Origin of the sequence: Pseudomonas cerasi (assembly GCF_027983475.1) — a bacterium.
In the GTDB taxonomy this organism is placed as follows: Bacteria; Pseudomonadota; Gammaproteobacteria; order Pseudomonadales; family Pseudomonadaceae; genus Aquipseudomonas; species Aquipseudomonas cerasi.
Genome location: NZ_JAQJVM010000001.1, coordinates 1,486,657 through 1,513,140, shown reverse-complemented (window position 1 = coordinate 1,513,140; position 26,484 = coordinate 1,486,657). Strand labels below are relative to the sequence as shown.

The 26,484-nt window shown below is 60.2% G+C and carries 21 protein-coding genes; 6 read left to right on the top strand and 15 right to left on the bottom strand.

Annotated features, from left to right (window positions below; all coding sequences use genetic code 11):
- The 4 genes from PI739_RS06515 to PI739_RS06500 all read right to left on the bottom strand — a co-directional run bounded on the left by PI739_RS06515 (nucleotide 1) and on the right by PI739_RS06500 (nucleotide 3,180).
- Entirely contained in the window at nucleotides 1-729 is a 729-nt protein-coding gene (locus tag PI739_RS06515; RefSeq protein WP_054081809.1) for a MotA/TolQ/ExbB proton channel family protein, read from the bottom strand.
- A gap of 130 nt (nucleotides 730-859) precedes the next feature.
- Nucleotides 860-1,693: an energy transducer TonB gene (locus tag PI739_RS06510; RefSeq protein ID WP_054081810.1), complete on the bottom strand. Its 834-nt coding sequence runs from the start codon at nucleotides 1,691-1,693 to the stop codon at nucleotides 860-862.
- A gap of 393 nt (nucleotides 1,694-2,086) precedes the next feature.
- Nucleotides 2,087-2,581 carry a copper chaperone PCu(A)C gene (locus PI739_RS06505; RefSeq protein WP_072364780.1) on the bottom strand — a complete coding sequence of 165 codons (495 nt, stop codon included), beginning with the start codon at nucleotides 2,579-2,581 and terminating at the stop codon, nucleotides 2,087-2,089.
- Nucleotides 2,575-3,180, bottom strand: coding sequence for an SCO family protein (locus PI739_RS06500; RefSeq protein WP_003367246.1), 606 nt, complete (start codon nucleotides 3,178-3,180; stop codon nucleotides 2,575-2,577). Before PI739_RS06500 ends, PI739_RS06505 begins: the two co-directional genes overlap by 7 nt.
- Before the next feature lie 390 nt (nucleotides 3,181-3,570).
- On the opposite strand from PI739_RS06500, the gene PI739_RS06495 reads away from it, so the two are divergent.
- Nucleotides 3,571-6,069, top strand: coding sequence for a TonB-dependent receptor plug domain-containing protein (locus PI739_RS06495; protein WP_054081812.1), 2,499 nt, complete (start codon nucleotides 3,571-3,573; stop codon nucleotides 6,067-6,069).
- A 17-nt stretch (nucleotides 6,070-6,086) separates the two neighbouring features.
- On the opposite strand, the gene PI739_RS06490 is transcribed toward PI739_RS06495, so the two are convergent.
- Nucleotides 6,087-6,641, bottom strand: a complete 555-nt coding sequence (locus tag PI739_RS06490) for a TetR/AcrR family transcriptional regulator (protein ID WP_003367243.1) — start codon at nucleotides 6,639-6,641, stop codon at nucleotides 6,087-6,089.
- A gap of 179 nt (nucleotides 6,642-6,820) precedes the next feature.
- Between PI739_RS06490 and PI739_RS06485 the strand changes: the two genes are divergently transcribed.
- Together PI739_RS06485 and PI739_RS06480 are read left to right on the top strand one after the other, a co-directional pair.
- Entirely contained in the window at nucleotides 6,821-7,981 is a 1,161-nt protein-coding gene (locus tag PI739_RS06485) for an efflux RND transporter periplasmic adaptor subunit (RefSeq protein WP_003367240.1), read from the top strand.
- 33 nt (nucleotides 7,982-8,014) lie between these two features.
- Nucleotides 8,015-11,158 carry a multidrug efflux RND transporter permease subunit gene (locus PI739_RS06480; RefSeq protein ID WP_054081813.1) on the top strand — a complete coding sequence of 1,048 codons (3,144 nt, stop codon included), beginning with the start codon at nucleotides 8,015-8,017 and terminating at the stop codon, nucleotides 11,156-11,158.
- Nucleotides 11,159-11,179: 21 nt separating this feature from the next.
- Here the strand turns inward: PI739_RS06480 and PI739_RS06475 are convergent, their stop codons facing one another.
- Nucleotides 11,180-12,772 carry a sensor domain-containing diguanylate cyclase gene (locus PI739_RS06475; protein ID WP_054081814.1) on the bottom strand — a complete coding sequence of 531 codons (1,593 nt, stop codon included), beginning with the start codon at nucleotides 12,770-12,772 and terminating at the stop codon, nucleotides 11,180-11,182.
- A 319-nt stretch (nucleotides 12,773-13,091) separates the two neighbouring features.
- A complete protein-coding gene (sfnG, locus tag PI739_RS06470; RefSeq protein ID WP_058416646.1) occupies nucleotides 13,092-14,192 on the bottom strand; it encodes a dimethylsulfone monooxygenase SfnG in 1,101 nt (366 codons plus the stop codon).
- A 323-nt stretch (nucleotides 14,193-14,515) separates the two neighbouring features.
- Between sfnG and PI739_RS06465 the strand changes: the two genes are divergently transcribed.
- Nucleotides 14,516-14,851, top strand: a complete 336-nt coding sequence (locus tag PI739_RS06465) for a hypothetical protein (RefSeq protein ID WP_054081816.1) — start codon at nucleotides 14,516-14,518, stop codon at nucleotides 14,849-14,851.
- Between the two features lie 207 nt (nucleotides 14,852-15,058).
- Complete coding sequence (locus PI739_RS06460; RefSeq protein WP_054081817.1) at nucleotides 15,059-16,096, top strand: LLM class flavin-dependent oxidoreductase; 1,038 nt, start codon at nucleotides 15,059-15,061, stop codon at nucleotides 16,094-16,096.
- A gap of 291 nt (nucleotides 16,097-16,387) precedes the next feature.
- Here PI739_RS06460 and PI739_RS06455 read toward each other — a convergent pair whose 3' ends face one another.
- The 5 genes from PI739_RS06455 to glnT form a co-directional block, all read right to left on the bottom strand.
- Nucleotides 16,388-17,713 (bottom strand): ammonium transporter, encoded by a 1,326-nt coding sequence (locus PI739_RS06455; RefSeq protein WP_054081818.1) that lies wholly within the window; start codon nucleotides 17,711-17,713, stop codon nucleotides 16,388-16,390.
- Between the two features lie 703 nt (nucleotides 17,714-18,416).
- A complete protein-coding gene (locus tag PI739_RS06450; protein WP_003367224.1) occupies nucleotides 18,417-19,757 on the bottom strand; it encodes an FMN-binding glutamate synthase family protein in 1,341 nt (446 codons plus the stop codon).
- A 15-nt stretch (nucleotides 19,758-19,772) separates the two neighbouring features.
- On the bottom strand, nucleotides 19,773-20,456 hold the full coding sequence (locus PI739_RS06445) for a GltB/FmdC/FwdC-like GXGXG domain-containing protein (protein WP_003432904.1): 684 nt from the start codon (nucleotides 20,454-20,456) through the stop codon (nucleotides 19,773-19,775).
- Complete coding sequence (locus tag PI739_RS06440) at nucleotides 20,453-21,373, bottom strand: class II glutamine amidotransferase (RefSeq protein ID WP_003319399.1); 921 nt, start codon at nucleotides 21,371-21,373, stop codon at nucleotides 20,453-20,455. Before PI739_RS06440 ends, PI739_RS06445 begins: the two co-directional genes overlap by 4 nt.
- Before the next feature lie 117 nt (nucleotides 21,374-21,490).
- The gene (gene glnT, locus PI739_RS06435) at nucleotides 21,491-22,825 is read right to left on the bottom strand and encodes a type III glutamate--ammonia ligase (RefSeq protein ID WP_054081819.1); all 1,335 of its coding nucleotides are present in this window, start codon (nucleotides 22,823-22,825) and stop codon (nucleotides 21,491-21,493) included.
- A gap of 289 nt (nucleotides 22,826-23,114) precedes the next feature.
- Here glnT and PI739_RS06430 point away from each other — a divergent pair, with 289 nt between their 5' ends.
- Entirely contained in the window at nucleotides 23,115-23,720 is a 606-nt protein-coding gene (locus PI739_RS06430; protein ID WP_003423969.1) for a helix-turn-helix domain-containing protein, read from the top strand.
- Between the two features lie 48 nt (nucleotides 23,721-23,768).
- Here PI739_RS06430 and PI739_RS06425 read toward each other — a convergent pair whose 3' ends face one another.
- From PI739_RS06425 to folE2, 3 genes are read right to left on the bottom strand one after another with little or no spacing between them, the layout of a single operon-like run.
- Nucleotides 23,769-24,935, bottom strand: coding sequence for an acetyltransferase domain-containing protein (locus tag PI739_RS06425; protein WP_003432906.1), 1,167 nt, complete (start codon nucleotides 24,933-24,935; stop codon nucleotides 23,769-23,771).
- 51 nt (nucleotides 24,936-24,986) lie between these two features.
- The gene (locus PI739_RS06420; RefSeq protein WP_003367212.1) at nucleotides 24,987-25,547 is read right to left on the bottom strand and encodes a gamma carbonic anhydrase family protein; all 561 of its coding nucleotides are present in this window, start codon (nucleotides 25,545-25,547) and stop codon (nucleotides 24,987-24,989) included.
- Between the two features lie 11 nt (nucleotides 25,548-25,558).
- The gene (gene folE2, locus PI739_RS06415; RefSeq protein ID WP_054081820.1) at nucleotides 25,559-26,464 is read right to left on the bottom strand and encodes a GTP cyclohydrolase FolE2; all 906 of its coding nucleotides are present in this window, start codon (nucleotides 26,462-26,464) and stop codon (nucleotides 25,559-25,561) included.
- Nucleotides 26,465-26,484: the final 20 nt, after the last annotated feature.

Below are 26,484 nucleotides of genomic sequence, written 5' to 3'. Positions count from 1 at the left end.
TCAGGAGGCCTCCTTCACGTTCTGCCCGACGTGCGCGCCCGCAGTGCCCGACTTCAATACCGGATGCAGCAGCACACGGAAGGCGCTCTTCTGCGCCAGGCTGTAGAAGTCATGGGCGAAGTCATCCAGATCGGCAGCGGTCAGTTTCAGGCGTCGCAGAAAGTAGTTGTAGACCAGCACTGCAGGCACTGCGACGGCAATGCCGACGCCGGTTGCCACCAGCGCCGCGCCGATCGGCCCGGCTACCGTTTCCAGGCTTGCCGAACCGGCCGCACTGATGCCCTTGAGGGCTGACATGATGCCCCAGACCGTACCGAACAAACCGATGAAAGGCGAAGTGCTGCCGATGCTGGCGAGGATGGCCAGACCGGTTTCCAGCGAGCGCCGCTCGCGGACGATCTGCTGACGCAAGGCGCGCTCAAGGCGGTCCTGATGGTTGATGGACTGACTGAGGTCATTGGCCTGCGCGCCATCCGGCACCTGAATGGCGGCGTAACCGGCCAGGGCGACCCGAGCGGCAGCGCCCGGTTGCTCCTGGGCCAGCTGAGCGGCGGAATCCAGGCTCGATGCGGCCCAGAACTGTTTGTGGAACTTGCGATCCTGAGACTTAAGGCGCGAAAACTGCACGCCCTTGAGCAGGGCCAGGCCCCAGGTAGCGACGGAAAAAATGACCAGCAGCCAGATGACCGCGTGTTCGATGGATTCAAAAGGCGAAGCAATCAGGTTCATGGCGCAGCTCTCTCTGAACAAAGTCTGAACAAGGCATGGGGTGTGTCGCGATGCGCCTTTGGTTCAGGTAGCTCGCCAGGTCAATCGAATAGCCGGGTTTGGTCTTGAAACGTTATTTGATCTTGAATCCTTATTTGATCCTGAAATCAATGGGCACGCTGACCCAGCCATCCTGGGCTACATCGCCCTGCCTGGCCGGAACGAAACTCCAGCGTTTCACCGCCGCCAGCGCGGCATCGTCAAGCTGGTCGCGACCACTGCTCTTCTGTATCTGAATCTCGCCGGGCTTGCCGCTGGCCAATACATGTACGCGCAACAGCACAGTGCCTTCCCAACCGCGACGCATGGCCAGCGATGGGTATTCCGGGGCCGGGTTGCGCAGGTAGCCCGCGCTGGCCGAGGCCGGGGTTACCGGCTTTGGTGCCGGCGGAGCGGGTGGCGCAGGCGCAGCGACAGGGGCTGCAGGCACTGGAGGCGCGGGGGGCTGCTCAACCGGCTTGGCTACTGGTTTCACGACCGGCTTGACCACCGGTTTGGGCGGTTGTGGCTTGGGCTTGGGAATCGGTTTTGGCGGTGGTGGCTTGACGGCCAGTTCGTCCTCGACCGGAGGCGGCGGTTCGACCACCGGCTGCACGACAGGCTCGGGCGGTGGCGGCGGTGTTTCCACAACCGGTGGCGCAGGCTGGGAAAACTCGATGGTCATCGGCGGAATTTCAGGTGGCACCACTGGCAGTGTCGGCGTCGGGTTCTGGCTCAGCCAGTAGATGACTGCGCCATGAAATACCAGCGCCAGCGCACCGAGCAAAATGGCTTCGCGCCGCCCGAGAATGGGCTTGGGGGTACGTTGCAGCCGCGATAACGCCAGTGGCGCACGGAAAGGACGCCCCAGATCGACCAGGTCGCCACTCGGCGTCTGGCGCCAAGGCACATCATGTGCACTGGCTGCGGTCTGGACATTGCCCATTGATACACTCCTGCATTTTCATGATAAAAATCCAGGTTCTGTTGGTATCAGTCACCTTCCTCAGGCCGATATGGCGAGGCAATCATCGCCGAAAAAAGCTTGTTCCTGAAAAGAATATTTGGTTCGCCGGTTAGATCCTAAATGCATATAGGAGGCGGACGTTCCGGGTTCGCTTTTGAACGTGCAGTGAGGCACAGAGTTGTGACGCGGAGCGTCACGAAAGGCATTCCCACGCTGGAGCGTGAGGAACGATAGGCGTCATGTAGATCACTCTCTTGCCGATGCATCGAGCACCCTGTTTGCTGGGGGGCTGTGCCGGCCTCCTCGCGAGCAAGCTCGCTCCCACAAGGCCGGTTTATAACGACGAGTGCCCCGCGTCCGATGCTGCAAGCCTCAATGGCCGCTGTGATCGCCGTGGCTGCTGTGCTCGTCGCTGGTCAATGACTTGGCGACCGCAGTGACCTGGATCGATTGCTTCGCGCCCTTGGCGTCTTCTACGGTCAGGGTCAGAGGCACCTGATCGCCTTCTTTGACCTGGGCAGCCAGGCCCATGAACATCACGTGGTAGCCGTCGGAATCGAGCATCACCGGTTTGCCGGCCGGCAGGTCGACCGAGTTGACGCGCTGCATGCTCATCACGTCGCCTTTCATGCTCATCTCATGGATCTGCACGGTTTTCGCAACGGGTGAAGCAACGTCGACCAGCTTGCTGTCCGTGTCCGAGGTGATACGCATGAACGCACCCGTGGCGGACTGGCCCGGCACGGTGGCGCGAACCCAGGCATCATCGACGTGTGTTTCCGCCAGGGCCTGAGCGCTCAGGCCCAACAGCGAAAGGCTCAGCAGCAGCGGCTTTGCAACGTTACGAATCAAAACGGTCATCAGCATACTTCCATCAAAGTGAGCAGATCTTCAGTGCATTGTTGAGCGGACAGCCGGTGCGACAACCCCAGGCGCAATACACCGCGGGTGTCGTAGACGTAACTGGTCGCGGTGTGCGAGATCGTGTAGGTGTCACCCAGTGGGACCTTCTCGAAGAATACGCCGAACTCCTTCGCCGTTGCCGCCGTTTCTTCAAGCGTGCCGGACAGTGCGACGAACGTCGGATCGAAGGCCTTCACATAGGCGTCAATCACTTCGGGCGTGTCGCGCTCCGGGTCCAGGGTAATGAACACCACCTGCAGCGTCTTGCCCTCCTCGCCCATCAGCTTCCTGATTTGAGCAGCCCGCGCCAGCGCCGTGGGGCAGATGGCCGGGCACTGGGTGAAACCGAAGAAGATCATCGGCATCAGGCCGCGAAAGCTGGACAAGGTCTTGACGTTGCCTTGCGAATCCTTGAGCCGGAAGTTGCGGCCGACAATCTCGTTGCTCATGTCCTTGCCATGCTTGAACGGCAACGCATTGGAGCTGCCGCAGCCGGTCAACAGGCCAAGGCTCAGCAATGAGAGGCCAGTGACCACCTCGCGGCGTGTCAGATGTTGCGTCATGTCTTGCGTCCCCTGAGGATAAGGCGCGTGGGTTCAGACAAATTCAAAGGCGGCGAATTTACCACTCAAGGACAATGGGGAATACCGCCAATCCTGTATCAAGCCATGAGCAGACGCGCAAACGTCGCGCTCATGGGCTGCCATACGTCGTGCGACAAAACAGCACAGGCGTTGCAACCTTTCCAACAGCCTCCCTTGCAGCGGTCGACACGCAAAGCATTAAATGCAAATAACGCATCAACATTTAAAATATAATTCCATAAATTAATAATTAGCATATAGCCAAAAGGCCTTTCACAGGTCCGTTTCATAACTCTATATTCGCCAGCAAACCGACCCTTGCCGTGTGGAGGTGCCCAGGATTTTTCAGCATCCAAGGATCACTTCGCTATGGCCTTATTCGCTAACGCCCCTCGTCTTGCCCTGCACAACCCGTTGATCAAAAGCATCGCGCTTGTCGGCCTCGGTCTGATGAATCCGGCTCAGGCTGCCGAGGAAGCGACCGACGAGGAGGCACGTCTGGAAAAGGTTACGGTAATTTCCACCGGCATTCGCGGCGCTCAGCGCACGGTGACTAAAAGCCCGGCCCCGATTGATATCGTGACCAGCGATCAGTTACTGAAAACCGGTCGCGCCGACCTGACCGAAGCCATCGCCAAACTGCTGCCATCGTTCAACTACGGCACCAACGTCGCAGGCTATAACTCGACCATCCGCCCCCTGTCCAACCGCAGTCTGGCACCGGCCTACACGCTGGTGCTGGTCAACGGCAAACGCCGTCACAACAGTGCTCTGCCTGCCAACGGCTCGACCGACAGCAGCGGCGCAAACTCGGTGGACATCGACATGATCCCCATCAGTGCGGTGGAGCGTATCGAGGTCCTCAAGGACAGCGCCGCCGCGCAATACGGCTCGGACGCGATTGCCGGGGTGATCAACGTGATTCTGAAGTCCGGCGCCGAGGGCGGTCATCTGGGGGTGACTTATGGCAAGCTGTACAGCGGCGAAGGCGAAGTGACCAAATTCGAAGGGGACACCGGCTTCGAACTGGGTGACGGCGGCTTTCTGCATCTTTCGGCCGACGCCCGCAAGCGTGGCGATGCCAGCTGGAACGAAAAAGCCACCAATAACGCTTACTTTCCCGGCGATTCTCGGGAGGCGAGCTGGGACCGGGTCGGGGTCAAGAACGGGGATCCGCAGATCAAGGCGTTCAACCTGGCCTACAACGCCGAACTGCCGCTGGATGATCAGACCACACTGTACTCCTACGGCACCTATGGGCAGCGTGACGCCATCATCAACAACTACTTCCGCTACCCCAACGGCAACGCCAACATTCCCGAGTTGTTTGCCGATGGCTATTACCCGTTGAACAATCTGGACGACACCGACTACCAGTATCTGATTGGCGGCAAGGGTGAAGCACTGGGCTGGAACTGGGACCTGAGCACCACGTACGGGCGCAATAACAATCATCAGTACAGCGATAGGACCATCAACCCGTCGCTGGGCCCAGCCTCCCCGACTTCATTCGATGATCTGGCGACCTATCGATTCGAACAGTGGGTCAACAATATCGACATTACCCGCGCATTCGACGGACTGTTTGGCGTACCGCTGCAAGTTTCTGCAGGCCTTGAACATCGCTGGGAGCATTTCCAGACTTTTTCCGGTGACGCGCAGGCCTATCAGGTCGGCGGCTATCGTTTTCCGGCCACCCTGCCCAACGGTCAGGCCAACCCGCTGACCGGGCAACTGGCGTCGATTGCCGCCCAGGCCGCAGCGGTCATCTCGCCGCAGGATACGACCAGCCTGCAACGCAACAACTACGCAGCCTACGTCGATTTCGGTATCACCCCGATAGAACCGCTGTTCGTCGATCTGGCCCTGCGCGCCGAGCATTTCGATGATGACTCGGGCAACACGGTCAGCGCCAAGCTCAACTCGCGCTACGAATTCACTGACACCTTCGCCGCGCGCGGCACCGTCGGCACCGGCTTTCGTGCACCTTCACTGACCCAGATCGGCTACAGCATCTCCGACAACAGGGTCGGTGCTGCGCCAGACGGCACCATTGTTCCCGCCGTGACGCGCATTGCGCCGGTCAACTCGGCGCTGGCCCAGGCGCTTGGCGCAACCAGCCTGGACCCGGAAAAATCGCGCAACCTGGGGTTTGGCGTGACCTGGCAACCGGCACCTCGCACCAGCCTGACGGCGGACGCCTACTGGATCGAGATTGCCGATCGCATCGCCCGAACCGAAAGCCTGTACGGGCCGGCGCTTGCACCGATTCTTGCCGCACAGGGCGTGGACACCAGCACCTGGACCTCGTATTACGCCAATGCCTTCGACACGCGCACGCGCGGCCTGGATATCGTTATCGACCACTCCAGTCAGTACGGCGCATGGGGTGATGTGCGCTGGAGCGCCGGGTTCAATTACAACAAGACCGTCATCATCGACGTCAAGGATGCACCGGCAGCCCTGCAGGGGCTGGGCAGTAACCCCGGTGGCAGCCTGACCTGGGTCGGCCGGGCCCGCGAAGGCGATCTGACCGATGCGCAACCGAAAACCAAATGGGTGCTGGGCGGCAAATGGACGCTGGGGGATTTGGGCGTGAACCTGCAAACCACTCGTTATGGCAAGGTCAAGACGCTCCAGCAACTGGAAAGCGGCGACCGCAGTTTCGGTGCCAAGTGGATCACTGACCTGGAGGTGTCCTACACCCTCTACGACAACATCACCCTCAGTGTTGGCGGCACCAATATCTTCGATGTGCGCCCGGACAAAAACGCGATCCCCTCCGCCGTCGGACTCAACCTGTACGGCAACTCGCCGTTCTATCCGGGCGGTGGCTTCTGGTACAGCAAGATTGCCTACGATTTCTGACGTCTGCACAGAACTGCCTATCGTGCCGCCGCTCCGTGCAGGAAGAACTGGGTCACCAACGCGCCCATACCGGCGCGTGCCACACGGCCACGGCGTTCGGCGTCGACCATCCCGGAGAGCAGCGCAGCGAACATTTCGGTCAGGACGGCGGCACCGACGTCGATCCGGAACAGGCCTTCACGCTGACCACGCAGGAAAAATGCATCAAGGGCGTCGGAGTAAGGCAACCAGCGGCGCCCTCCGCTGCTTTCGTCGAGCGAATCCGGACGCCACTGAAACACCAGAAAGACCAGCATTTCGCGGTGCATGAGGTGGTTGTCGACCAGCCGCTGAAGCGCTTCCAGCGGCGGAGCAGTCTGCAGATCCGCGTCGGCGACCATCTGATTCATCAGGTCCGAGGCATGATTGAGCAGCAATTCCACGAGGTTGGCGCGAGTGCCGCAAAAGCGGTTGAGCGTCGCCTTGCTGACGCCGGCCGCCTGAGCAATATCCTTGAGCGTACCGTTGGAGTGGTCGACCAGCGCAACGGCCAGGGCCTTCAGAAATTTGTCGTCAGCAGCAGGTAATTCCATTGGGTACGTATTCAACTCGTATAAGTGGCAGGCGGCGCATTGTGCAGAAACCTTACCGGGTTCTCAAAGCACATACACAATTAGTCACTAAAGGCTCATGTGAGTCAATATTGACTCACCGTCTTTCAGAGTGGATCATTCGCGGCTTTAGCATCTGATGGGCTGCGGCCGGGTGAACGATGAGTAGTTTCAGCGATTGGCGTGTGATGCCTGCAGTAGCCCTGCTGGCAGCGTTGGGTCTGGCCGGGTGCGAGCAGAAACAGCAGCAGGATCACGCGGCATCGAAAGCGCCCAAAGAGGTGGAAGCCATTACCGTCAACGCCGAATCGTTCACGGTCGTTGACGAACTGCCCGGCCGTATCGAACCGGTGCGTGTGGCGCAGGTTCGCGCGCGGGTGGCCGGCATCGTGCTGAGCCGCAACTTCGAGGAAGGCGCCGATGTGAAAGCCGGCGCAGTGCTGTTCCAGATCGATCCGGCGCCGTTCAAGGCTGCGCTGTCCAAGGCGCAGGGAGATCTGGCCCGCACTGAAGCCACGCTGTTCGAGACTCAGGCCACGGTCAAACGTTACGAGTCGCTGGTGGAAATTGAAGCGGTCAGCCGCCAGACTTTCGACACCGCCCGCTCTGCACTGCAAAACGCAATCGCCGCTAAAAAGTCGGCTCAGGCTGATGTCGAAACGGCCAGGCTGAACCTGGGCTATGCCACCGTCAAGGCGCCGATTTCAGGCCGCATCGGCCGCGCGATGGTGACCGAGGGCGCGCTGGTCGGTCAGGGCGAAACCACGCTGCTGGCAACCATTCAACAACTCGACCCGGTCTACGCCGACTTTACCCAGCCGGCTGCCGAGGCCTTGCAGATGCGCGCAGCGATACAGGAAGGCCGCTTGCCCAAGGGCGGCGAAGACGCGTTATCACTGAGTGTCGACGGCACCGATTACACGAGCACCGGCACCCTGCTGTTTACCGATGTCGCAGTAGACCGGACCACCGGCCAAGTGTCGTTGCGCGCCCGCTTTGCCAATCCCAAGGGCGTGCTGCTGCCCGGTATGTATGTGCGGGTGCGCACACCGCAGCGCGTCGACAGCAACGCCATTCTTGTCCCGCAGCGCGCCGTTCAGCGCTCCGGCGACGGTGCGGCACGCGTGCTGGTGATTACCCAGGACGGCACGGTCGAAGCGCGTCCAGTCAAAACCGGGGCGATGCAGGATTCGCGCTGGCAGATCACCGAAGGCCTGAAGGCAGACGAACAGGTCATTGTCGGCAATATGACCGGGCTCAGCGCCGGCGACAAGGTCGCGCGCAAATCGCCATCCGCCCAACCGCAGGCCAAGGCGCAATAAAGCCGCCTTCAGCGCGACCGAGGATCACTGTCAATGTCTCTCTTCTTTATCAAGCGCCCCAACTTCGCCTGGGTACTTGCCCTGTTCATCCTGCTCGCCGGGTTGATGGCTCTGCCGTCCCTGCCTGTGGCGCAGTACCCGGACGTGGCGCCACCGCAGATCACCATCACCGCCACCTACCCCGGCGCATCCGCGAAGGTGCTGGTCGATTCGGTGACCAGCGTTATCGAGGACGAACTGAACGGCGCCAAAGGGATGCTGTATTACGAGTCGACCAGCAACTCGACTGGCAGCGCGGAAATCAACGTCACGTTCGTGCCGGGCACCAACCCGGACCTGGCTCAGGTCGAAGTCCAGAACCGTATCAAGAAAGCCGAAGCTCGCTTGCCGCAGACGGTCCTCAGCCAGGGCCTGCAGGTCGAACAGGCCAGCTCCGGTTTTCTATTGATCTACACCCTGAACTACAAGGACGGCGCGGCCAACAAGGATACCGTCGCGCTGGCCGACTACGCGGCACGCAACGTCAATAACGAAATCAGCCGGGTGAACGGTGTCGGCAGGCTGCAATTCTTCGCTGCCGAAGCCGCGATGCGGGTATGGATCGATCCGCAGAAGCTGGTGGGCTTGGGGTTGTCCATCGATGACGTGAATGCTGCGATTCGGGCGCAGAACGTGCAGGTTCCGGCAGGCAGCTTCGGCAGCAGCCCGGCCTCGTCACTGCAGGAATTGACGGCCACCCTGGCGGTAAAGGGCACTTTGGACAACCCGGAAGAGTTCGGGCGCATCGTTCTGCGTGCCAACGAAGACGGCTCTGCGGTGCACCTGTCCGATGTGGCGCGTGTAGCGGTCGGCAGCCAGGATTACAGCTTCGAATCACGCCTGAACGGGCAACGTGCCGTCGCCGGTGCCGTACAGCTGTCGCCGGGCGCCAACGCGATCCAGACGGCCAGAGCCGTCGAGCAGCGGCTCACCGAGCTGTCGGTCAATTTCCCGGAAGGCGTCGGGTTTTCGATACCGTACGACACCTCGCGCTTCGTCGACGTGGCCATCGACAAGGTGATCTACACCCTCATCGAAGCCATGATCCTGGTGTTTCTGGTGATGTTCCTGTTTCTGCAGAACATCCGTTACACGCTGATACCGACCATCGTGGTCCCGGTGTGTCTGGCGGGAACGCTGGCGATCATGTACCTGATGGGCTTCTCGGTGAACATGATGACCATGTTCGGCATGGTGCTGGCCATCGGTATTCTGGTCGACGACGCCATTGTGGTCGTGGAAAACGTCGAGCGGATCATGGCTGAAGAAGGCCTCTCTCCCGCCGCCGCAACGGTCAAGGCGATGCAGCAGGTTTCCGGGGCGATTTTCGGCATCACGCTGGTCCTGGCCGCTGTGTTTCTGCCACTGGCGTTCATGGGCGGCTCGGTCGGGGTCATCTACCAGCAGTTCTCGCTGTCGCTGGCCGTGTCGATTCTGTTTTCAGGTTTCCTGGCCCTGACGTTCACCCCGGCGCTGTGTGCCACGCTGCTCAAGCCGATCCCGGCCGGGCACCATGAAAAGCGTGGTTTCTTCGGTGGTTTCAATCGCCTGTTCGGCACGTTCACCGACCGTTACGAGCGCGTCAGCTCAAGCATGATCAAGCGGGCCGGCCGCTACATGCTGCTGTACCTCGGTATCGTCGGTCTGCTGGGCTTTTTCTACCTGCGCCTGCCGGAGTCCTTTGTGCCCGTTGAAGATCAGGGCTATCTGATCATCGACGTGCAACTGCCTCCCGGCGCCACCCGGTCGCGTACCGACCTCACCGCGCAATTGCTCGAGAACTACATGCTGTCCCGCGAAGCCACGGGTGCGGTAACCATGCTGCTGGGGTTCAGCTTCTCGGGCATGGGTGAAAACGCCGGTCTTGCGTTCCCGACCCTGAAGGACTGGTCGGAGCGCGGCAAGGGCCAGTCGGCGGCTGAGGAAGCGGCGGCATTCAACCGGCATTTTGCAGGGCTCGGCGACGGCACGGTGATGGCGGTGACGCCACCGCCTATCGACGGCCTGGGCACCTCGGGCGGCTTCTCGCTGCGCCTGCAGGACCGAGCAGGCCTGGGCCGCGAAGCCCTGCTGGCGGCACGCGACAAGCTGCTCGGCGAGGCCAACGGCAACCCGAAGATTCTCTACGCGATGATGGAAGGTCTGGCCGAAGCGCCGCAATTGCGCCTGAACATCGACCGCGAAAAGGCCCGGGCGCTAGGCGTGAGTTTCGAATCGATCAGCAATGCGCTGTCCACCGCCTTCGGTTCCTCGGTAATCAGCGACTTCGCCAATGCCGGACGTCAACAGCGCGTGGTCGTGCAGGCCGAACAAAGTTCGCGAATGACCCCGGAAAGCGTGCTCAAGCTCTACGTACCCAATAGCAGCGGCACGCTGGTGCCGCTGGGCGCCTTCGTTTCGACGCACTGGGAACAAGGCCCGGTGCAGATCGCCCGCTACAACGGCTACCCCGCATTCAGGATTTCCGGTGATGCAGCACCGGGCGTCAGTACCGGTGAGGCCATGGCGGAAATCGAACGGATCGTTTCCGGGCTGCCGCAAGGCATCGGTTACGAATGGACCGGCCTCTCCTATCAGGAAAGAGTCGCCAGCGGCCAGGCGGTCGGACTGTTCGGCCTGGCGCTGCTGGTGGTGTTCCTGCTGCTGGTCGCGTTGTATGAGAGCTGGGCAATCCCGCTGGTGGTGATGCTGATCGTTCCCGTCGGCGCGCTGGGCTCCGTGCTGGCCGTGACGGCCGTCGGCATGCCCAATGATGTGTATTTCAAAGTCGGCCTGATCACCATCATCGGGCTGGCCGCGAAAAACGCGATTCTCATCGTCGAGTTCGCCAAGGAACTCTGGGATCAGGGCCATTCCCTGCGCGACGCGGCACTTCAGGCTGCACGGCTGCGCTTTCGGCCAATTGTCATGACTTCGCTGGCCTTCATCCTTGGCGTGGTGCCGCTGACCCTGGCCACCGGCGCAGGCGCTGCAAGCCAGCGCGCCATCGGCACTGGCGTCATCGGCGGCATGCTCAGCGCGACGCTGCTGGGCGTGGTTCTGGTGCCTATATTCTTTTTCTGGGTGTTGACCGTGCTGCGCCGCAAACCGCATGCGCAACAGATTACCGACGATCAGCAACTGACGGAGAAGCGATAGGCAGCAAGCGGCCAGCGGGTATCAATCCCGCTGGCCCGACCTTGGCTCCGTGTCGGCTTGCGCGTCCATAGAGGACTTGACGCGGGTCCAGGCCGGTAATGTGCCGGTCGCGATTTCCGACGCCACATTCACCCGGTTGCGACCCTGCGACTTGGCGGCATACAACGCGCGGTCGGCAAGCTCAATCAGGCCACGCTGATCGAGTTGGCGATCGGTGCCGACGAATGTCGCGACACCGAGGCTGATCGTCACGATGCCAAACGGGCTGGCGGGATGCTCGATCTGCTCGTCACGGATGGCCTGCAGGATGTTCTCGGCCACCTGGCGAGCGTTCGACTCGTCAGTACCTGGCAACACCACGGCGATCTCTTCACCGCCATAACGGGCGGCGACGTCGCTGGGACGACGAATGAACTGCTCGACCACTCGGGCCAGCGCAATCAGGCATTCGTCACCGGCCAGGTGGCCGTAATGATCGTTGTAGCGTTTGAAATGATCAGCATCGATCAAAATCAGCGACAGCAGGCTGCGCTCGCGTCTGGCGCGCTTGAATTCGACTTCCAGAAACTGATCGAAACGTCTGCGATTGGCCAGCCCGGTCAGCTTGTCTTCGGAGGCAATCAACTCCAGGTGCTGGTTGAGCTGGATCAGGGCTGCCTGTGAATCGAGCAACTGGTCTTCTGCGCGTATGCGGCTGTGAATGTGCCCAATCAGACGAACGCCGAGTCCGATCACCAGTCCGAGCAGCACCAGCATGACCAGAATGGACTGTTTGGTCTGGCCCAGCCAGTCGAGCATGGCTTCTTTCTGACCCAGCGCAACCACGGTGACGATCGGGTAGACATCACTGCGTTTGAACGCATAAAAACGCGCAACACCGTCAATCCTGGAAACGAACTGGGCGGTACCTGACACTCGGCCGCGTTCCGACCTGAAAATGGGCGTCGATGACAGATCGCGACCGATCTCCTGCTCCAGATGGGGATAGCGCACCCGCAATTGCCCGGCGGTCGACGTCAAACTGATAATGCCGGTTTGCCCGACCTTGATGTCCGAATAGAACTTCAACAGGTGGTCGACACCGATGGTGGCGACCATCAGCCCGGCAAAACTCGCGTCGGGATTATTGATGCGTCTGCTGACCGATATGACCCATTCGCCGGAGGCACGGCTGCGAATCGTCGGACCGATGTAAGGGGCTTTGTCAGGCATCTTCAGGTGGTGCTGAAAGAACTCGCGCTGCGCGCTGTTGATGCCGATAACCCTGGGATTGCTCGAGAAGATGCAAATCCCGTCGGCGTTGTACAGCGACACGGTATCGATCTGCGGCAGCGCGCCCATTTCACGCGCAATGACCCACCTGAGACGCTCGATCTGTTCAGGCCCGACGCCGTCCTTTTCGACACGCTCCGTCAGGCCGATCAGCATCAGCTCGCTTTGCTTGAAAATGCCATCCGTGTAGGTGCTTAGCGCTCCAGCCAGATTGATCGTGCTGGTCTGGATGTTTTCCAGGGTGTTGCGGCGTGCGGTCCATGCTTGCCAGGCCATCAACATCACCACGCAGGCGCACACTACGAAGATCAGCCATGACGCAAGCCGAAGGTCGCGTTTCAAAACTTGCCTCCACAACAGGTGAGAACCAGTGCATCTGGTTTTTCTGAAAACCGGACCTGATTGCTCAGGGGCCATCGACAATCCTTTCGCTACTAACTGCCATTGTCGGCAAGTGCTCGGCCATACCTGGAAGGCCTGGCATCGATAAAAGCATGCCAGTGAGTGGCATCATAATGCCACGTACAGCTGTCTATGGGTTGATCGGGGATGAACATACGAAAGCAGGCGCACACTGGATCACAGTGGCGCCTGATTTTATGGAGGGCTGTAAGCGCGGCCGGCTTACAAGGGCATGGCGGGTTGTCGTTATTGGCGGGGGTCAAGCCGTCTCGGCGACAGGCTTGCGTTGTGCAGCGGCTTCCAGTTCGCGTACCAGAGGCAATACGTGCTGGCCGAAATAGGCGACTTCTTCCTGGAAATGCAGGAACGCTGAAAGCACCAGGTCTACGCCAACGGACTTGAGTTCGACGATGCGCTCGGCAATCTGCCGCGGTGTGCCAATCAGGTTGGTCTTGAAGCCATCGTTGTACTGCACCAGATCCTGAAAGGTGGATTTGGCCCAGTTGCCCTCGCCTTCCGGACTGGCCTTGCCCGCCTGCTTCGCGGCATCACCAAAGGCGTTGACGGCTTCCGGATCTGCCTTGTCGACGATTTCGGCCAGCACGGCACGCGCCTCTTCTTCGGTATCCCTGGCAATGATGAAAGCATTCACACCGATCTTCACCGAATGCCCGTTCGCGGCAGCCTTGGCTCGGATGTCATCGACCTGGGCCTTGATGCCTTCGACGGTATTGCCGTTGGTGAAATACCAGTCCGACACCCGCGCCGCCATATCACGTGCGGCCCGCGAGCTGCCGCCCTGAAAGATTTCCGGGTGAGGACGCTGGATCGGCTTGGGCTTGAGGGTGTAATCATGGAAGCGATAGAAATCCCCCTTGAAGGTGAAGTTGTCGGTGGTCCAGATCCCCTTGAGGGCGCGGATGAACTCCTCGGAGCGGCGATAACGTTCATCATGCTCCAGCCAGGGCTCTCCGATAGCCTGAAACTCGCCCTTGAACCAGCCGCTGACGATATTGACCGCCACGCGCCCGGCGGTGAGCTGATCGATGGTCGCCAGTTGCTTGGCGGCCACCGACGGGGTCCATGGCCCGGGCAATATCGCGGCAATGACCTTGAGCTTCTCGGTGGCCGCGAGTAGCGCATGGCTGAAGGCTACGGATTCATGCTGGAATTCGGCGCCATAACCGGCGGTAAAGCGAATTTGCGTCAGCGCGTAGTCGAAACCGGACTGCTCAGCGATCTGCGCCAGCTTGCGGTTGTAGTCGATGGTCCAGCTGGTGCGCTGTTCGATCTTGCTGACTACCAGCCCACCGCTGACGTTGGGTACCCAGTACGCAAATTTTATGGACGATTGGCTCATATCGGTACTCCTCTGGCTGCAAGCTTTCCGAGCGCATTAAGCACAAGGGCCTGCACATCCACAGAGCAGCAACCGTGCCATTTAATAAAACACTGGCATATCAAAGCGTTGCGACAGCTGACTTGCAGCGCCAACTGTCCGTGTCAAGCCAGGGTGTGGAACTGCTGTTGGCGGAGCAACAGCTTTGCGGATTTCCTGACCATGCGCAGGACGTGATTCGCTGAAAACAAGCCGACGAGAGGCAGCTCGCCCTGCTATCCAGAATCGCATGGCTGGGGTAAATTTTGGATCCAATGAAACCGCATTCATCTGCAGGAGCACCGATGAAATTGCATGCCTGTTTTCTGGCCCTGATGATCCCTGCCCTTTCGGCGCATGCCGAAGGCAAAAGCATATCCATACCTCATGATCCAACCGGCAAGCACGCACTGGTAGAGAAAAGCGGCAGCGCAAAGGAACGCGTGGTGATCACCCGGCGTGAAGGCATGCTCGGGGTGATCTACTTCAAGCGGGTCTATAACTGCGCCAACCACACGGTGAACCTGGTCGGCACCGGTTCCACGCTGGAAATCATGGAACAGGCAAAGGCCGTGAGTGGCATGGGACCGGTGATTCGCGACTCCACGGCCGACTACATCGAATCCGAGGCCTGCAGTTGATTCTGACCTGATCAATCCTGCTCCGGCTGAATATGCGACATCCGAAAGCGCCTCCCATGAGGCGCTTTTTTCGTTTCTGCCGTTGGGTTTTACAGCAGGGAGCAGCACCGCAAAAAACACTTGCACCGAAAGTATTACGGTATACCATCAGACAACAATAACTCATCACGCCGGTGCAGGCGCCAGGATTTAAGCGAGGTAAGTGTCATGAAGTTTTCGTTGTTCGTGCACATGGAGCGCTGGGATGAAAGTGTCAGTCATCGCCAGCTGTTCGAGGACCTGACCGAGCTGACGCTGACGGCCGAGCAAGGCGGCTTCAGCACAGTCTGGATAGGCGAACACCACGCGATGGAATACACCATCTCGCCAAGCCCGATGCCGTTGCTGGCGTATCTGGCGGCCAGGACCACACAGATTCATCTGGGCGCCGGCACCATCATTGCGCCGTTCTGGCACCCATTGCGGGTCGCGGGTGAATGCGCGCTGCTGGACGTGATCAGTAACGGGCGTATGGAAGTCGGCCTGGCACGCGGCGCCTATCAAGTGGAGTTCGACCGCATGGCCGGTGGCATGCCGGCCTCCGAAGGCGGCAAGGCGTTGCGTGAAATGGTCCCGGTGGTACGTGCGCTGTGGCAGGGTGACTACGCCCACGACGGCGATATCTGGAAATTCCCGACCTCGACTTCCGTGCCCAAGCCGATCAACACGCCGCCGATGTGGATCGCTGCGCGCGACCCTGACTCGCACAATTTCGCCGTGCAGAACGGCTGTAACGTGATGGTCACCCCGTTGATGAAGGGTGACGAAGAAGTTGTCGACCTGAAGAACAAGTTCGCAGCCGCGCTGGCCAACAATCCCGACGTGCCCCGCCCGCAATTGATGGTACTGCGCCACACGCATGTGCATGCCGCAGACGATCCTGAAGGCTGGAAAGTGGGCGCCACTGCCATCGCGAAGTTCTACCGCACTTTCGACGCATGGTTCGGCAATAAACAGACGCCGGTCAACGGTTTTCTGGCCCCCAGCCCGGAAGAGAAGTTCAAGGACCGTCCGGAGTTCGAGCTGGAGAATATCCGCAAGAACACCATGATCGGTACTCCTGAGGAGATCATTCCGCGCATTCGTCATTATCAAGAGTTAGGTGTCGACGAGTTCAGCTTCTGGTGCGACAACAGCCTGCCGCACGCCGAGAAGAAAAAGTCGCTTGAGCTGTTCATCAAGCACGTGGTGCCGGTGTTTCGTTGAGCTGAGCGCGAGGTCTCCAGGCTGTATTGATTATCGTCCCCACGCTCTGCGCTCAACGTTATGCGCAAATCCAACTGTTTATCGTGCCAATGCTCCGCGTTGGCATGCAGTTCGTGACGCTCTGCGTCACACAGCGGTCTCTCTTTGTCAGGTGGATTGGCGGTCGACTCAGGTCACCTTTTCTCCCCTCGGCGACCTGCTTTGATGGACCAAAGCAGGCAAAACACGCAGCTCCGTTTCCGGCCCGACGTCGTCGGGTTCCCTCGCCCTGACACTGATCCGACAGCCTTCTCAATGGTTGTAGGCCCGCTCGTTATGCTCGGCCAGGTCCAGACCCATTTCCTCCACTGACTCATGCGCGCGCAGGCCGATCAGTGCCTGCACGGCCTTAAGGATGACCCAGCTGACCGCGAAGCAGTAGACCGTGGTGAACAGCACGCCTTTGATCTGGGCAATTACTTGGGCGCCCATGCTGACATCGGGCACCAGACCGCCCAGTGAGGGTACGCAGAACACGCCGGTCAGTACTGCTCCGATCATGCCGCCGATGCCGTGCAGGCCGAAGACGTCGAGGCTGTCGTCATAGCCCAGGCGTTTCTTCAGCACAGTCACACTCAGGTAGCAGAACACTCCGCACAGCACGCCGATGGCCAGTGCTCCGCCGACTCCGACGTAGGCACACGCCGGGGTGATGCCGACCAGGCCCGCCAATGCGCCGCTTGCCAGACCCAAGGCGCTGGGCTTGCCGACCTTGAACCACTCGGTGAACATCCAACCGAGTATCCCGGCGCACGCCCCCACTTGCGTGTTGAGCATGACGATACCGGAGGTGCCGTTCAGGCCGCCACCGGAACCGATGTTGAAACCGAACCAGCCGACCCAGAGCATCGCCGCGCCGGCCATGGCCAGGCTCAGGTTGTGCGCCGGCATCGGGGCGTTCTGATAACCCTTGCGCTTGCCCAGTACCAGGCATGCCGCCAGTGCGGCGACACCGGCGTTGATGTGCACTGCGGTGCCGCCGGCGAAGTCCAGCACGCCCCAGTTGTGCATCAAGGCGCCTGCGCCACCCCAGACCATATGCGCGACAGGCGCATACACCAGGGTGAACCACAGAGCCATGAACAGCAACGCCGCAGAGAACTTCATGCGTTCGGCGAAGGCCCCGGCAATCAGCGCCGGAGTGATGATCGCAAAGGTCATCTGAAAGGTCACGAATACCCCTTCAGGGATGTCGCCGACCAGGCTGTCGGGCGTCATGCCGGCCAGAAACGCACGACTCAGACCGCCCACGAAACTATTGAAACTCACTTGCCCTTCGACCATGTTGCTGGTGTCCACCACCATGCTGTAGCCATAGATGACCCACAGCACGCCTACCACTCCGGCAATGCCGAAACACTGGGTGAACAGCGAGAGCATGTTCTTGGCCCGTACCAGCCCACCGTAAAACAGTGCCAGCCCCGGAAGGCACATGAACAGCACCAGCACGGCTGCGGTGACCATCCAGGCCGTGCTGCCGGTGTTCAGTACGGGGGCGTCAGCTGCCTGCGCAATCGGAGCAAAGGCGCCGAGCGCGAGTAAAGCTGTAAGGGATTTGCCGTGTAGACGATTGACCATGTTCAAAGCTCCCGCAAATGAATGGAAAGTGTCTGGCAGCAAAGAGGTTCATTGGGACAGGCGAGGCTCTTCGGCCTCTTGTGGGTCAAGTTCTCGTTGCGCGAATGGCGTTATATATAAGTCCGATGAGCCCGAAAGCGGGGTTTAACCACCAAGGTTCTCGTTGCCACGCTCCGGGTGGTAATGCATTTCGTGACGCTCCGCGTCACACAGTTCTGCGACTCAGTGAGATTCAGGCTCGACTTGAGTCACCTTTTCGCCCCTCGGCGACCTACTTTGATGGGGCCGAAGTAGGCAAATCCCTTCGCTCCTGTTTCCGGCCCGACTTCGTCGGGTTCCTTCGCCCTGTCACTGATTCGAGGGGCGCCGCAACGGGCCATCCATGGCCCAAGGTGTGTAAAAACGTCACGTGCGAAGGTAAGACAAGGCAAAAACAGGCGAAAACGGCCGGGATCGCGACCGACTCTAGGTGTTCTAAATGAGCATTTTTCGCCTGTTTTTAACGCAGTATTGCCAAGCGCAGTAGTTTTTACACAGCCTGGGCCCGGTGCGGCTAGCCTGGCGTCATGCCAGGCTACCCCCGGATCAGCGCCAGGACTCAGCCGTCACTTACGTCGCACTCTGCGTCGTCTGTGCCATCGTGATCGAAAAGCACGTTATGGCGTCAGTCGGTGCCATCGCGGTCGAAAAGCCCGTTATGGCGTCAGTACCCAGAGCCAGACCCCGGAATCCACGATGTCCCGGCCAGGGGCACTCGGGCCATGGCGGCTGATTCGACGGTCAGTGCCACCAGATCTTCCGGGTCGAGGTTGTGCAGGTGTGATTTACCGCACGCGCGGGCCATGGTCTGGGCTTCGAGGACGAGTACGCGCAGGTAGTTGGCCAGACGCCGACCGCCTTCGACCGGGTCGAGACGTTTGGACAGTTCCGGGTCCTGGGTGGTGATGCCCGCCGGGTCACGGCCGTTCTGCCAGTCGTCGTAGTAACCCGCTGCCGAGCCGATCTTTCTCAGTTCTTCGTCGAGCCGCGGATGGTTGTCGCCCAGCGCTATCAGCGCCGCCGTGCCGATCGCCACTGCGTCGGCACCCAGCGCCATGGCCTTGGCCACGTCGGCGCCGTTGCGGATGCCGCCGGAGACGATCAACTGCACCTTGCGATGCATGCCCATCTCCTGCAGCGCCTGCACGGCTTGCGGGATGGCAGGCAGAATCGGGATGCCGACGTGTTCGATGAACACTTCCTGAGTCGCTGCCGTACCGCCCTGCATGCCGTCGAGCACGATCACGTCGGCGCCGGCTTTCACGGCCAGTTTCACGTCGTAGTAGGGACGACTGGCACCGATCTTCACGTAGATCGGCTTTTCCCAGTCGGTGATCTCGCGAATCTCGGCAATCTTGATCGCCAGATCGTCCGGGCCGGTCCAGTCCGGGTGACGGCATGCCGAGCGCTGATCGACGCCGACCGGTAAGGTACGCATGCCGGCCACACGCTCGGTGACTTTCATGCCCAGCAACATGCCACCGCCGCCCGGTTTGGCGCCCTGCCCCAGCACGATTTCGATGGCATCGGCCTTGCGCAGATCGTCCGGGTTCATGCCATAACGCGATGGCAGGTACTGATAGACCAGATGCTGCGACTGGCCACGCTCTTCCGGGGTCATGCCGCCGTCGCCGGTGGTGGTGCTGGTTCCCGCGATGGTTGCGCCACGGCCCAGTGCTTCCTTGGCGTTGGCCGACAACGCGCCGAAGCTCATGCCTGCAATGGTTACAGGAATTTTCAGGTACAACGGCTTCTTGGCAAAACGATTGCCGAGCACCACGTCGGTCCCGCACTTCTCGCGGTAGCCTTCCAGCGGGTAGCGCGACACGCTGGCGCCGAGCAGCAACAGGTCGTCGAAGTGCGGCAGCTTGCGCTTGGTGCCGCCACCGCGAATGTCGTAGATGCCGGTTTCCGCAGCGCGCTGGATTTCCTGAATGGTCAGGCGATCGAAGGTGGCCGATTCGCGCAGGACTGGAGCAGGTTTGTGGCTGATGGGGTCGCTCATGGTAATGCTCCTGAATCAGTACGCGGAGGCGTTATCGACTTTGAAGTTGTAAAGCTGACGGGCCGAGCCGTAGCGTTTGAAATCCGCTGCCTTCTCGTTGAAGCCAGCGCGATTGAGCAACTCCTGCAGCTCCTGCAGATGCTCTTCACGCATCTCCTTGGCGATGCAGTCAGAGCCCAGTGACTCGACCTTGCCTTTGACGTAGATCCGCGTTTCATACAACGAGTCGCCCAGCGCATCACCGGCGTCGCCACAGACCACCAGCCGACCGGCCTGGCCCATGAAGCAGCTCATGTGGCCGATGCTGCCGCCGACCACAATGTCGATACCTTTCATGGAAATACCGCAACGCGCTCCGGCATCGCCTTCAATCACCAGCAAGCCGCCATGTGCCGTCGCACCGGCCGCCTGCGAGGCGCTGCCCTTGACCCGCACAGCGCCGGACATCATGTTTTCCGCGCAGCCGACGCCGACGTTGCCGTGCACAGTGATCGACGCTTTCTGGTTCATCCCCGCGCAGTAGTAACCCGCGTGGCCCTGGATATCGATGGAGATGGCTTCGTTGACGCCGACCGCCAGGTTGTGTGCGCCATCGGGATGCGTGACCAGCCATTCGCGGTCCTGCAATTCCTTGACCTGGTCGTGCAGGGCCTGATTGAGATCACGCACGGTGGCGTTGGAAAGATCGACGGTTTTCATGGACGTGCTCCCTCGGCTGGCTCGCGTTCCCAGATGTACATGGTGGCCGGGACCGGTTCCCAGACCCTGGCGTTTTCGATCCCCGGCAGGCTGGACAGCGCCTGATATTCCGAAGCCATGGCGACGTAGTCATCGGTTTCGGCAAGGATCGCCGGTTTGCAGGCGATCGGGTCGCGAATCACCGCAAAGCCATTGCGTGTGCCGATGGCGAAGGTAAAGAAGCCATCAAGGTCTTCGAGCGACTTGTCGAGCGCCTGTTTCAGGCTGTCGCCCTGTTGCAGACGCCAGGCCAGATACCCCGCCGCCACTTCGGTGTCGTTGTCGGTCTCGAAGTGAATGCCTTCGCGGCGCAGGTTCTGGCGCAGACGAAAGTGATTGGACAACGAGCCGTTGTGCACCAGGCACAGGTCGGAGCCCGTGGAAAATGGATGACTGCCCTCCATGGTCACGGCGCTTTCGGTGGCCATGCGCGTATGGCCGATGATGTGACTGCCTTTCATGGACGCCAGACCGAAGCGTTCGGAAATCTCCCGCGGCAGGCCCATGCCCTTGAGGATCTCGATGCTCTGCCCGGCACTCATGATGCGCACGCTCGGTGCCAGTTCCGCCAGCGCGGCACGCACCGGGGCTTCTTCGGCCTGAATCTTCAAGACCACGGCGCTGGCGTTCTGAAACCAGTCCAGAGGCGCGCTCAACCTGTCTTGCAGCGCCGCGATCAACGCCGTGAAATCATACTGTTCGGTAGTGGCCTGCAAGGTCAGCTTGACCCAGCCCTGCGCCACTTCATCGCCATAGATGGCGAACCCGGCACTGTCCGGTCCGCGGTCGGTCATGGCTTCGAGCATCGGCTCGAACAACTTGCCGAGTTGCGACTCCAGCGCCGGGTTTTTCAGATACAAACCAACGATTCCGCACATAAGCCTCACCTTGTTCGGGAGCGGCAAGCTTCACGCTGCAAGCCAACCGCATAGACAGAAAAATCAAATTCGCCGCAATCCAGCTTCTTCTTGCAGCCTGAAGCCTGAAACGTGCAGCTAGAAAAACTCGATATAGCGCTTCACTTCCCAATCGCTCACGTGGCGGCTGTATTCCACCCACTCCATGCGCTTGAGGCGGATGAATTCATCGACAATCTCGCTGCCCAGCACTTCGCCAAACAACGGATCGGCCTGCAATGCATCGCAGGCTTCGTTGAGCGACTGCGGCAGGGTCTTGATGCCCCGTGCGGCAATCTCTTCGAGGCTCAGTGTGTAGAGGTTCTCGTTGCAGACGTGATCGATCTCCAGTTGCCGGTCGATGCCGTCCAGCCCTGCGGCAATGATTGCGGCACTGACCAGATACGGATTGCACCCGGCGTCGGGCAGACGAAACTCCAGGCGGCCATAGGGCACGCGTACCATCGCCGAGCGGTTGTTGGCACCAAAGGCAATGAAAGCCGGGGCCCAGGTGGCGCCCGAAAGTGAATTGCCAACCACCAGGCGTTTGTAGGAGTTGACCGTGGGCGCGGCAAAGGCACACAGCGCAGGCCCATGAGCCAGCAGGCCCGCAGCGAAGTGATAGGCCAGCTTCGACAACCCCATGCCACTCGGGTCACTGGCATCGTGGAACAGGTTCTTGTTGCTGGCACTGGCGATCGACAGGTGAAAGTGCATGCCATTGCCGGCACGCTTGGGGTCGGGCTTGGGCATGAACGAGCAGATCATGCCCATGTCATTGGCGATCTCTCCGGCGGCCATGCGGAAGAAGGTGAAACGGTCAGCCGACTCCATGGCCTCGCTGTAGGTGTAATTGATCTCGAACTGGCCGTTGGCGTCTTCGTGATCGATCTGATAGATGTCGAAACCCACCGGCTGCAGTGCCTCGGTCAAGCGCTCGAGAAACTCGCGAGAGCGCGACAGCCCCTTGTAGTCGTAGCAGGGCTTGTCGAGGTTATCGCTGGCATCGACCATCTGCAGGCTGCCGGTGACATCGCGCTTGAACAGGCTGAACTCGGGCTCCAGGCCGGTATTGAGGGTCCAGCCACGCTGACTGAGGCGTTCGACCTGCCGCTGCAGCACGTAGCGGCTGTCATAGGGCCAGGGCTTGCCATCCACATGGCCGATGCACACCACACGTCCATAGCCCGGCTGCCACGGCACGGGTGTCAGCGACGACAGATCGCCCTTGGCCATGAAGTCTGGCCCGTGAGGCTCCATGCCCATGCCGCAGATCGCGAAACCGGCAAAACCGGCGCCGTCCTCTGCAACCATTTCCAGACCTGTCACAGGAACGGATTTGGTCTTGGCCGAACCATGAATGTCGACGAACTGAGCCAGTACGTACTTGATGCCGTGCTGTTCGATCAGACGCTGTGTTTCGGGTGGCAACATGGGACGTGTCTCCTGGCAAAAGCAAAACGTTTCAGGGAAGGACCGCTGTTCACTGCCTCTCGGGATATATTCCGAACAGGAAAGTTACTTTCCCTTTAGGAATGCAAGGCGCTTGCCAGTTTGGTATGCCAGTTAAACGAAGTGACTCGGGAGGGGTAATTCGGCTGTTTATATGGGAAACTCGTTTTCCCTCTGGGAATAATCTGCGACTCGGCCAGACCAAGGCTGCTTCAAAACGCACATTCCCAGTGCGAAATAAAAATTATTGAACGGAAACTGTGCAAAGCCGATGAATATGCCGACCGACCCTCATCCGAAATTGAAGCTCGAGCAGTACCTGGGCATTCAGATCAAGCGTCAGCGCCAGGCTCAGGAACTGAAGCTCGCCGACGTGGCGCGCATCGCCGGCATCAGCCAGGGCATGCTGAGCAAGATCGAGAACGCGCAGGTCTCGACCAGCCTCGACAACCTCAGCCGCCTGTGCGACGTGCTGGGCATGCCCATGTCCAAACTGTTCAGCCAGTACGACCAGCAAGGCAGCAGTGCCTTGCTGGTGAAGGCCGATGAAGGACTCGAAGTGGTGAGGCGCGGCACCGAGAAAGGCCACACCTATCACCTGCTCAACCATACCCGTGGGCCGAAGAAGAGTTTCGAGGCGTACATGGTGACGATGGACGATGCCAGCGAAGAGTTTCCGACCTTTTCACACCCAGGTACGGAGTTTCTGCACCTGCTGGAAGGCGAGCTGATCTACCGCCACGGCAACCAGTTGTATCCGATGCAGGCCGGTGACAGTCTGACCTTCGACGGCGACATCCCCCATGGCCCCGAGCAACTGGTGCAGGTGCCGATCAAACTGCTGTCGATCATGAATTACGGGGCGCACGGAGATTGACGCCAGGCGAGACGCGGTACGCCAGCAGGCGTACCGCTGTTGCGGGGACTAGAAGTATTTCAGCCAGCTGATATCCCGACGACGGGCCTTGAGCGCGGCGAACCAGCGCACCGCCGGGAACAGCAGAACGGCCAGTACCACCGAGGTCAGCCAGACTCCCCACATGTGGTCGAAACCGAAGTACGTGCCCTGATTGGTGCCCCAGATCGCCAAGGCAATCAGGTACAGGACTTTCAGCACGTAAAGGTGCAGCAGGTAGAAAAACATCGGCGCCGAACCGAGCACCACCAGCGGCCTTAACCCGCTTTTCTCCTGACTGCGTTCGAAGGCGATGAGGATCAGCAGACCAATCCCCAGCGTCAGGCAGATGAACAGCAGCGAGGGCGGGTATTTGGTGATGTTGAAGAAGCTCATGACCGTCTGTATGCCGCTGTCGCCGACGCTCCACGGTTTTTCACCGTAGCCGTTGATCAGGCGCAGGACCACGAAGCCCAGCAGTGCCCCTGCCCCACACTTCCACAGATTCGCACGGCGTTTCGCCGCGTCGTAGCTGCTTGAGAACCAGGGGCCTGCGGCGTAGCCCAGGGCGATGATGCCGATCCACGGCAACAACGGATACGACGTGCGCAAGCGCAGGTTATCGGAAGCCTCGATCCAGCCACGGTCGTGCAGGACCGCCCACGGCACGTGCATGGCCGACTCGACACCGAAATGCACCGTGTCCAGCAGGTTATGCCCGGCAATGATCACCACACCGATGACCACCAGCGCCCAGCGCGGCAGAAATACCATCAACGACAGCGCGACCATGCTCAGGCCGATGGCCCAGATCACTTGCAGGTAGATGATGGTTGGCGGGAACTGGAAGGTCCAGGCAAAGCTCACCAGCGTGAATTCCAGCGCAATCAGAAACAGTCCGCGCTTGAGCAGGAACGCCGAAACGTCGCTTTTGCCCTGATGTTTCTCGCCGTAGAGAAACGCCGAAAGCCCGGTCAGCAGGACGAACAGTGGCGCACACAAATGCGCCAGCGTCCGGCTGAAAAACAGCTCCGGCGCGGTGGTCGTGACGTCCATCGGGTCGATGACCTGGTGGTGCATGAAGAACGTTTCGCGGACATGGTCCAGCAACATGAAAAGAATGATCAGCCCGCGCAGAGCATCGATCGAGCGCAGCCGTGATGCGGGTGCCCGGGTTGAGTGAACAGCTGTTGTCATGAAAGATCCAGATCCGTGGGCGGAAGTGCAATGAGTCAAGGGTGTCCTGGGTCAGAACTCGTTCTGAAGCGCCTTGTAGCCGCGCACCAGATCAATGTTGGTGTGCGCCACATCTTCGGAAAATTCCGAAGCCGAAATGCTCACCGGTGGAAATTGCGAAAGGTCAGTACCCGGCCCGATCCGGGTGGTGGACGGCACGTAAAAGTGCTCCGGCAAATCGCGACCATCGACCACCGAGTTGTGCCTGACCACGCTGCCGTTGCCGACCTGGCAATTGAACAACACGCTATTGAAACCGATGAACACGCGATCTCCGACCATGCAAGGTCCGTGCACGATGGAACGGTGGGCTATCGAGGTGAACTCGCCGATGGTGACAGCAGCACCTGATTTCGAATGGATTACCACGCCGTCCTGAATGTTGGAATTGGCCCCGATGACGATCGGCTCCATGTCCCCGGTGGCATCGACTTCGTCGGCGCGGATCACGGCGTAGGGGCCGACAAATACGTTGTCCTTGATGATCACCTTGCCGCAGATGATCGCGGTTTTATCGATGTAGGCGGACTCGGCAATGACCGGCAGATGGCCGGAAGGATTTTTACGGATCACGGAATGAAACCTCAGGACAGGTAGTTGGAAGTCTGGGCAGCGGCATCGTGCGGATGCAGGCTTTCGAAGTGGCGGACACTGACGCTGGAAGCTGCATAGCGGCCTTCAAGTGCTTGCTGGACCTTGCGCGCAGCGTCTTCGACGTACATCAGGTTCTGGCCGTTGAGCCGCGCGAAGGCCTGCTCGTCGGCACGCTTGACCGCGGTTTGCACCGGGGTGCCCAACGCCTGTTCGACAAGATCGATCAGCGTCATCAGGCCCAGCTCGGTCGCCTGGTCCGCCACCCGCACCTGCACCGTCGCAACGCTGCGCTGGCTGTGCGGCGTGGCAAACGATGCGTTCTCGCGCAGCCAGCTCGCGACCTGCATCGGATCGACAAACGACTGCCTGCCGAAGCGCGCTGCGAATGCCTCTTCCAGCAATTGGCGAGACAATGCAGCCGAGCACGGGCAGGTGGAGGAGTAGGTGATATCCACCGAACTGTCGAGGCACAGCCGACCGGCATGCCAGGTGGCATCGAGCTTCACGGGGTAGGATTTCCAGCCGCTGAGCCCTTCGGTAATCAACGCCGGGCGGCGGCACAGCAGATTGAAGCTCAGCATCAGTCGGGCATGACTGGAGTGGCAGTCGAGGTGGCTCTCGACCATGGCTTCCAGCAAGGCCGACAACGTATAGGGGCTGACGATCTGATGCTCGGCGTAGCCGTCGAGCAGCCGATAGAGTCGCGACATGTGGATACCCTTGACGCTCGGGTCAGCCAGATCGACCTGCAGATCGACATGCGCGTGAACAGGATGACGGATGCCCGCTTCAGCCAGTCTGATCGGCACTTCCACACCTTGCATGCCGACCCAGTCGAGTGAAACCAGCGCCGGGGAAATTTCCGTCAGGGCAACATCCGGGAGAGGTTTGTTCATGTGCGTCGTTCGTCTCTTTG

Bases quoted from the DNA above. Each gene is read 5' to 3' on its own strand.
- PI739_RS06515 (WP_054081809.1), bottom strand. From the start codon at position 729: ATGAACCTGATTGCTTCGCCTTTTGAATCCATCGAACACGCGGTCATC.
- PI739_RS06510 (WP_054081810.1), bottom strand. From the start codon at position 1,693: ATGGGCAATGTCCAGACCGCAGCCAGTGCACATGATGTGCCTTGGCGC.
- PI739_RS06505 (WP_072364780.1), bottom strand. From the start codon at position 2,581: ATGCTGATGACCGTTTTGATTCGTAACGTTGCAAAGCCGCTGCTGCTG.
- PI739_RS06500 (WP_003367246.1), bottom strand. From the start codon at position 3,180: ATGACGCAACATCTGACACGCCGCGAGGTGGTCACTGGCCTCTCATTG.
- PI739_RS06495 (WP_054081812.1), top strand. From the start codon at position 3,571: ATGGCCTTATTCGCTAACGCCCCTCGTCTTGCCCTGCACAACCCGTTG.
- PI739_RS06490 (WP_003367243.1), bottom strand. From the start codon at position 6,641: ATGGAATTACCTGCTGCTGACGACAAATTTCTGAAGGCCCTGGCCGTT.
- PI739_RS06485 (WP_003367240.1), top strand. From the start codon at position 6,821: ATGAGTAGTTTCAGCGATTGGCGTGTGATGCCTGCAGTAGCCCTGCTG.
- PI739_RS06480 (WP_054081813.1), top strand. From the start codon at position 8,015: ATGTCTCTCTTCTTTATCAAGCGCCCCAACTTCGCCTGGGTACTTGCC.
- sfnG (WP_058416646.1), bottom strand. From the start codon at position 14,192: ATGAGCCAATCGTCCATAAAATTTGCGTACTGGGTACCCAACGTCAGC.
- PI739_RS06465 (WP_054081816.1), top strand. From the start codon at position 14,516: ATGAAATTGCATGCCTGTTTTCTGGCCCTGATGATCCCTGCCCTTTCG.
- PI739_RS06460 (WP_054081817.1), top strand. From the start codon at position 15,059: ATGAAGTTTTCGTTGTTCGTGCACATGGAGCGCTGGGATGAAAGTGTC.
- PI739_RS06455 (WP_054081818.1), bottom strand. From the start codon at position 17,713: ATGGTCAATCGTCTACACGGCAAATCCCTTACAGCTTTACTCGCGCTC.
- PI739_RS06450 (WP_003367224.1), bottom strand. From the start codon at position 19,757: ATGAGCGACCCCATCAGCCACAAACCTGCTCCAGTCCTGCGCGAATCG.
- PI739_RS06445 (WP_003432904.1), bottom strand. From the start codon at position 20,456: ATGAAAACCGTCGATCTTTCCAACGCCACCGTGCGTGATCTCAATCAG.
- PI739_RS06440 (WP_003319399.1), bottom strand. From the start codon at position 21,373: ATGTGCGGAATCGTTGGTTTGTATCTGAAAAACCCGGCGCTGGAGTCG.
- glnT (WP_054081819.1), bottom strand. From the start codon at position 22,825: ATGTTGCCACCCGAAACACAGCGTCTGATCGAACAGCACGGCATCAAG.
- PI739_RS06430 (WP_003423969.1), top strand. From the start codon at position 23,115: ATGAATATGCCGACCGACCCTCATCCGAAATTGAAGCTCGAGCAGTAC.
- PI739_RS06425 (WP_003432906.1), bottom strand. From the start codon at position 24,935: ATGACAACAGCTGTTCACTCAACCCGGGCACCCGCATCACGGCTGCGC.
- folE2 (WP_054081820.1), bottom strand. From the start codon at position 26,464: ATGAACAAACCTCTCCCGGATGTTGCCCTGACGGAAATTTCCCCGGCG.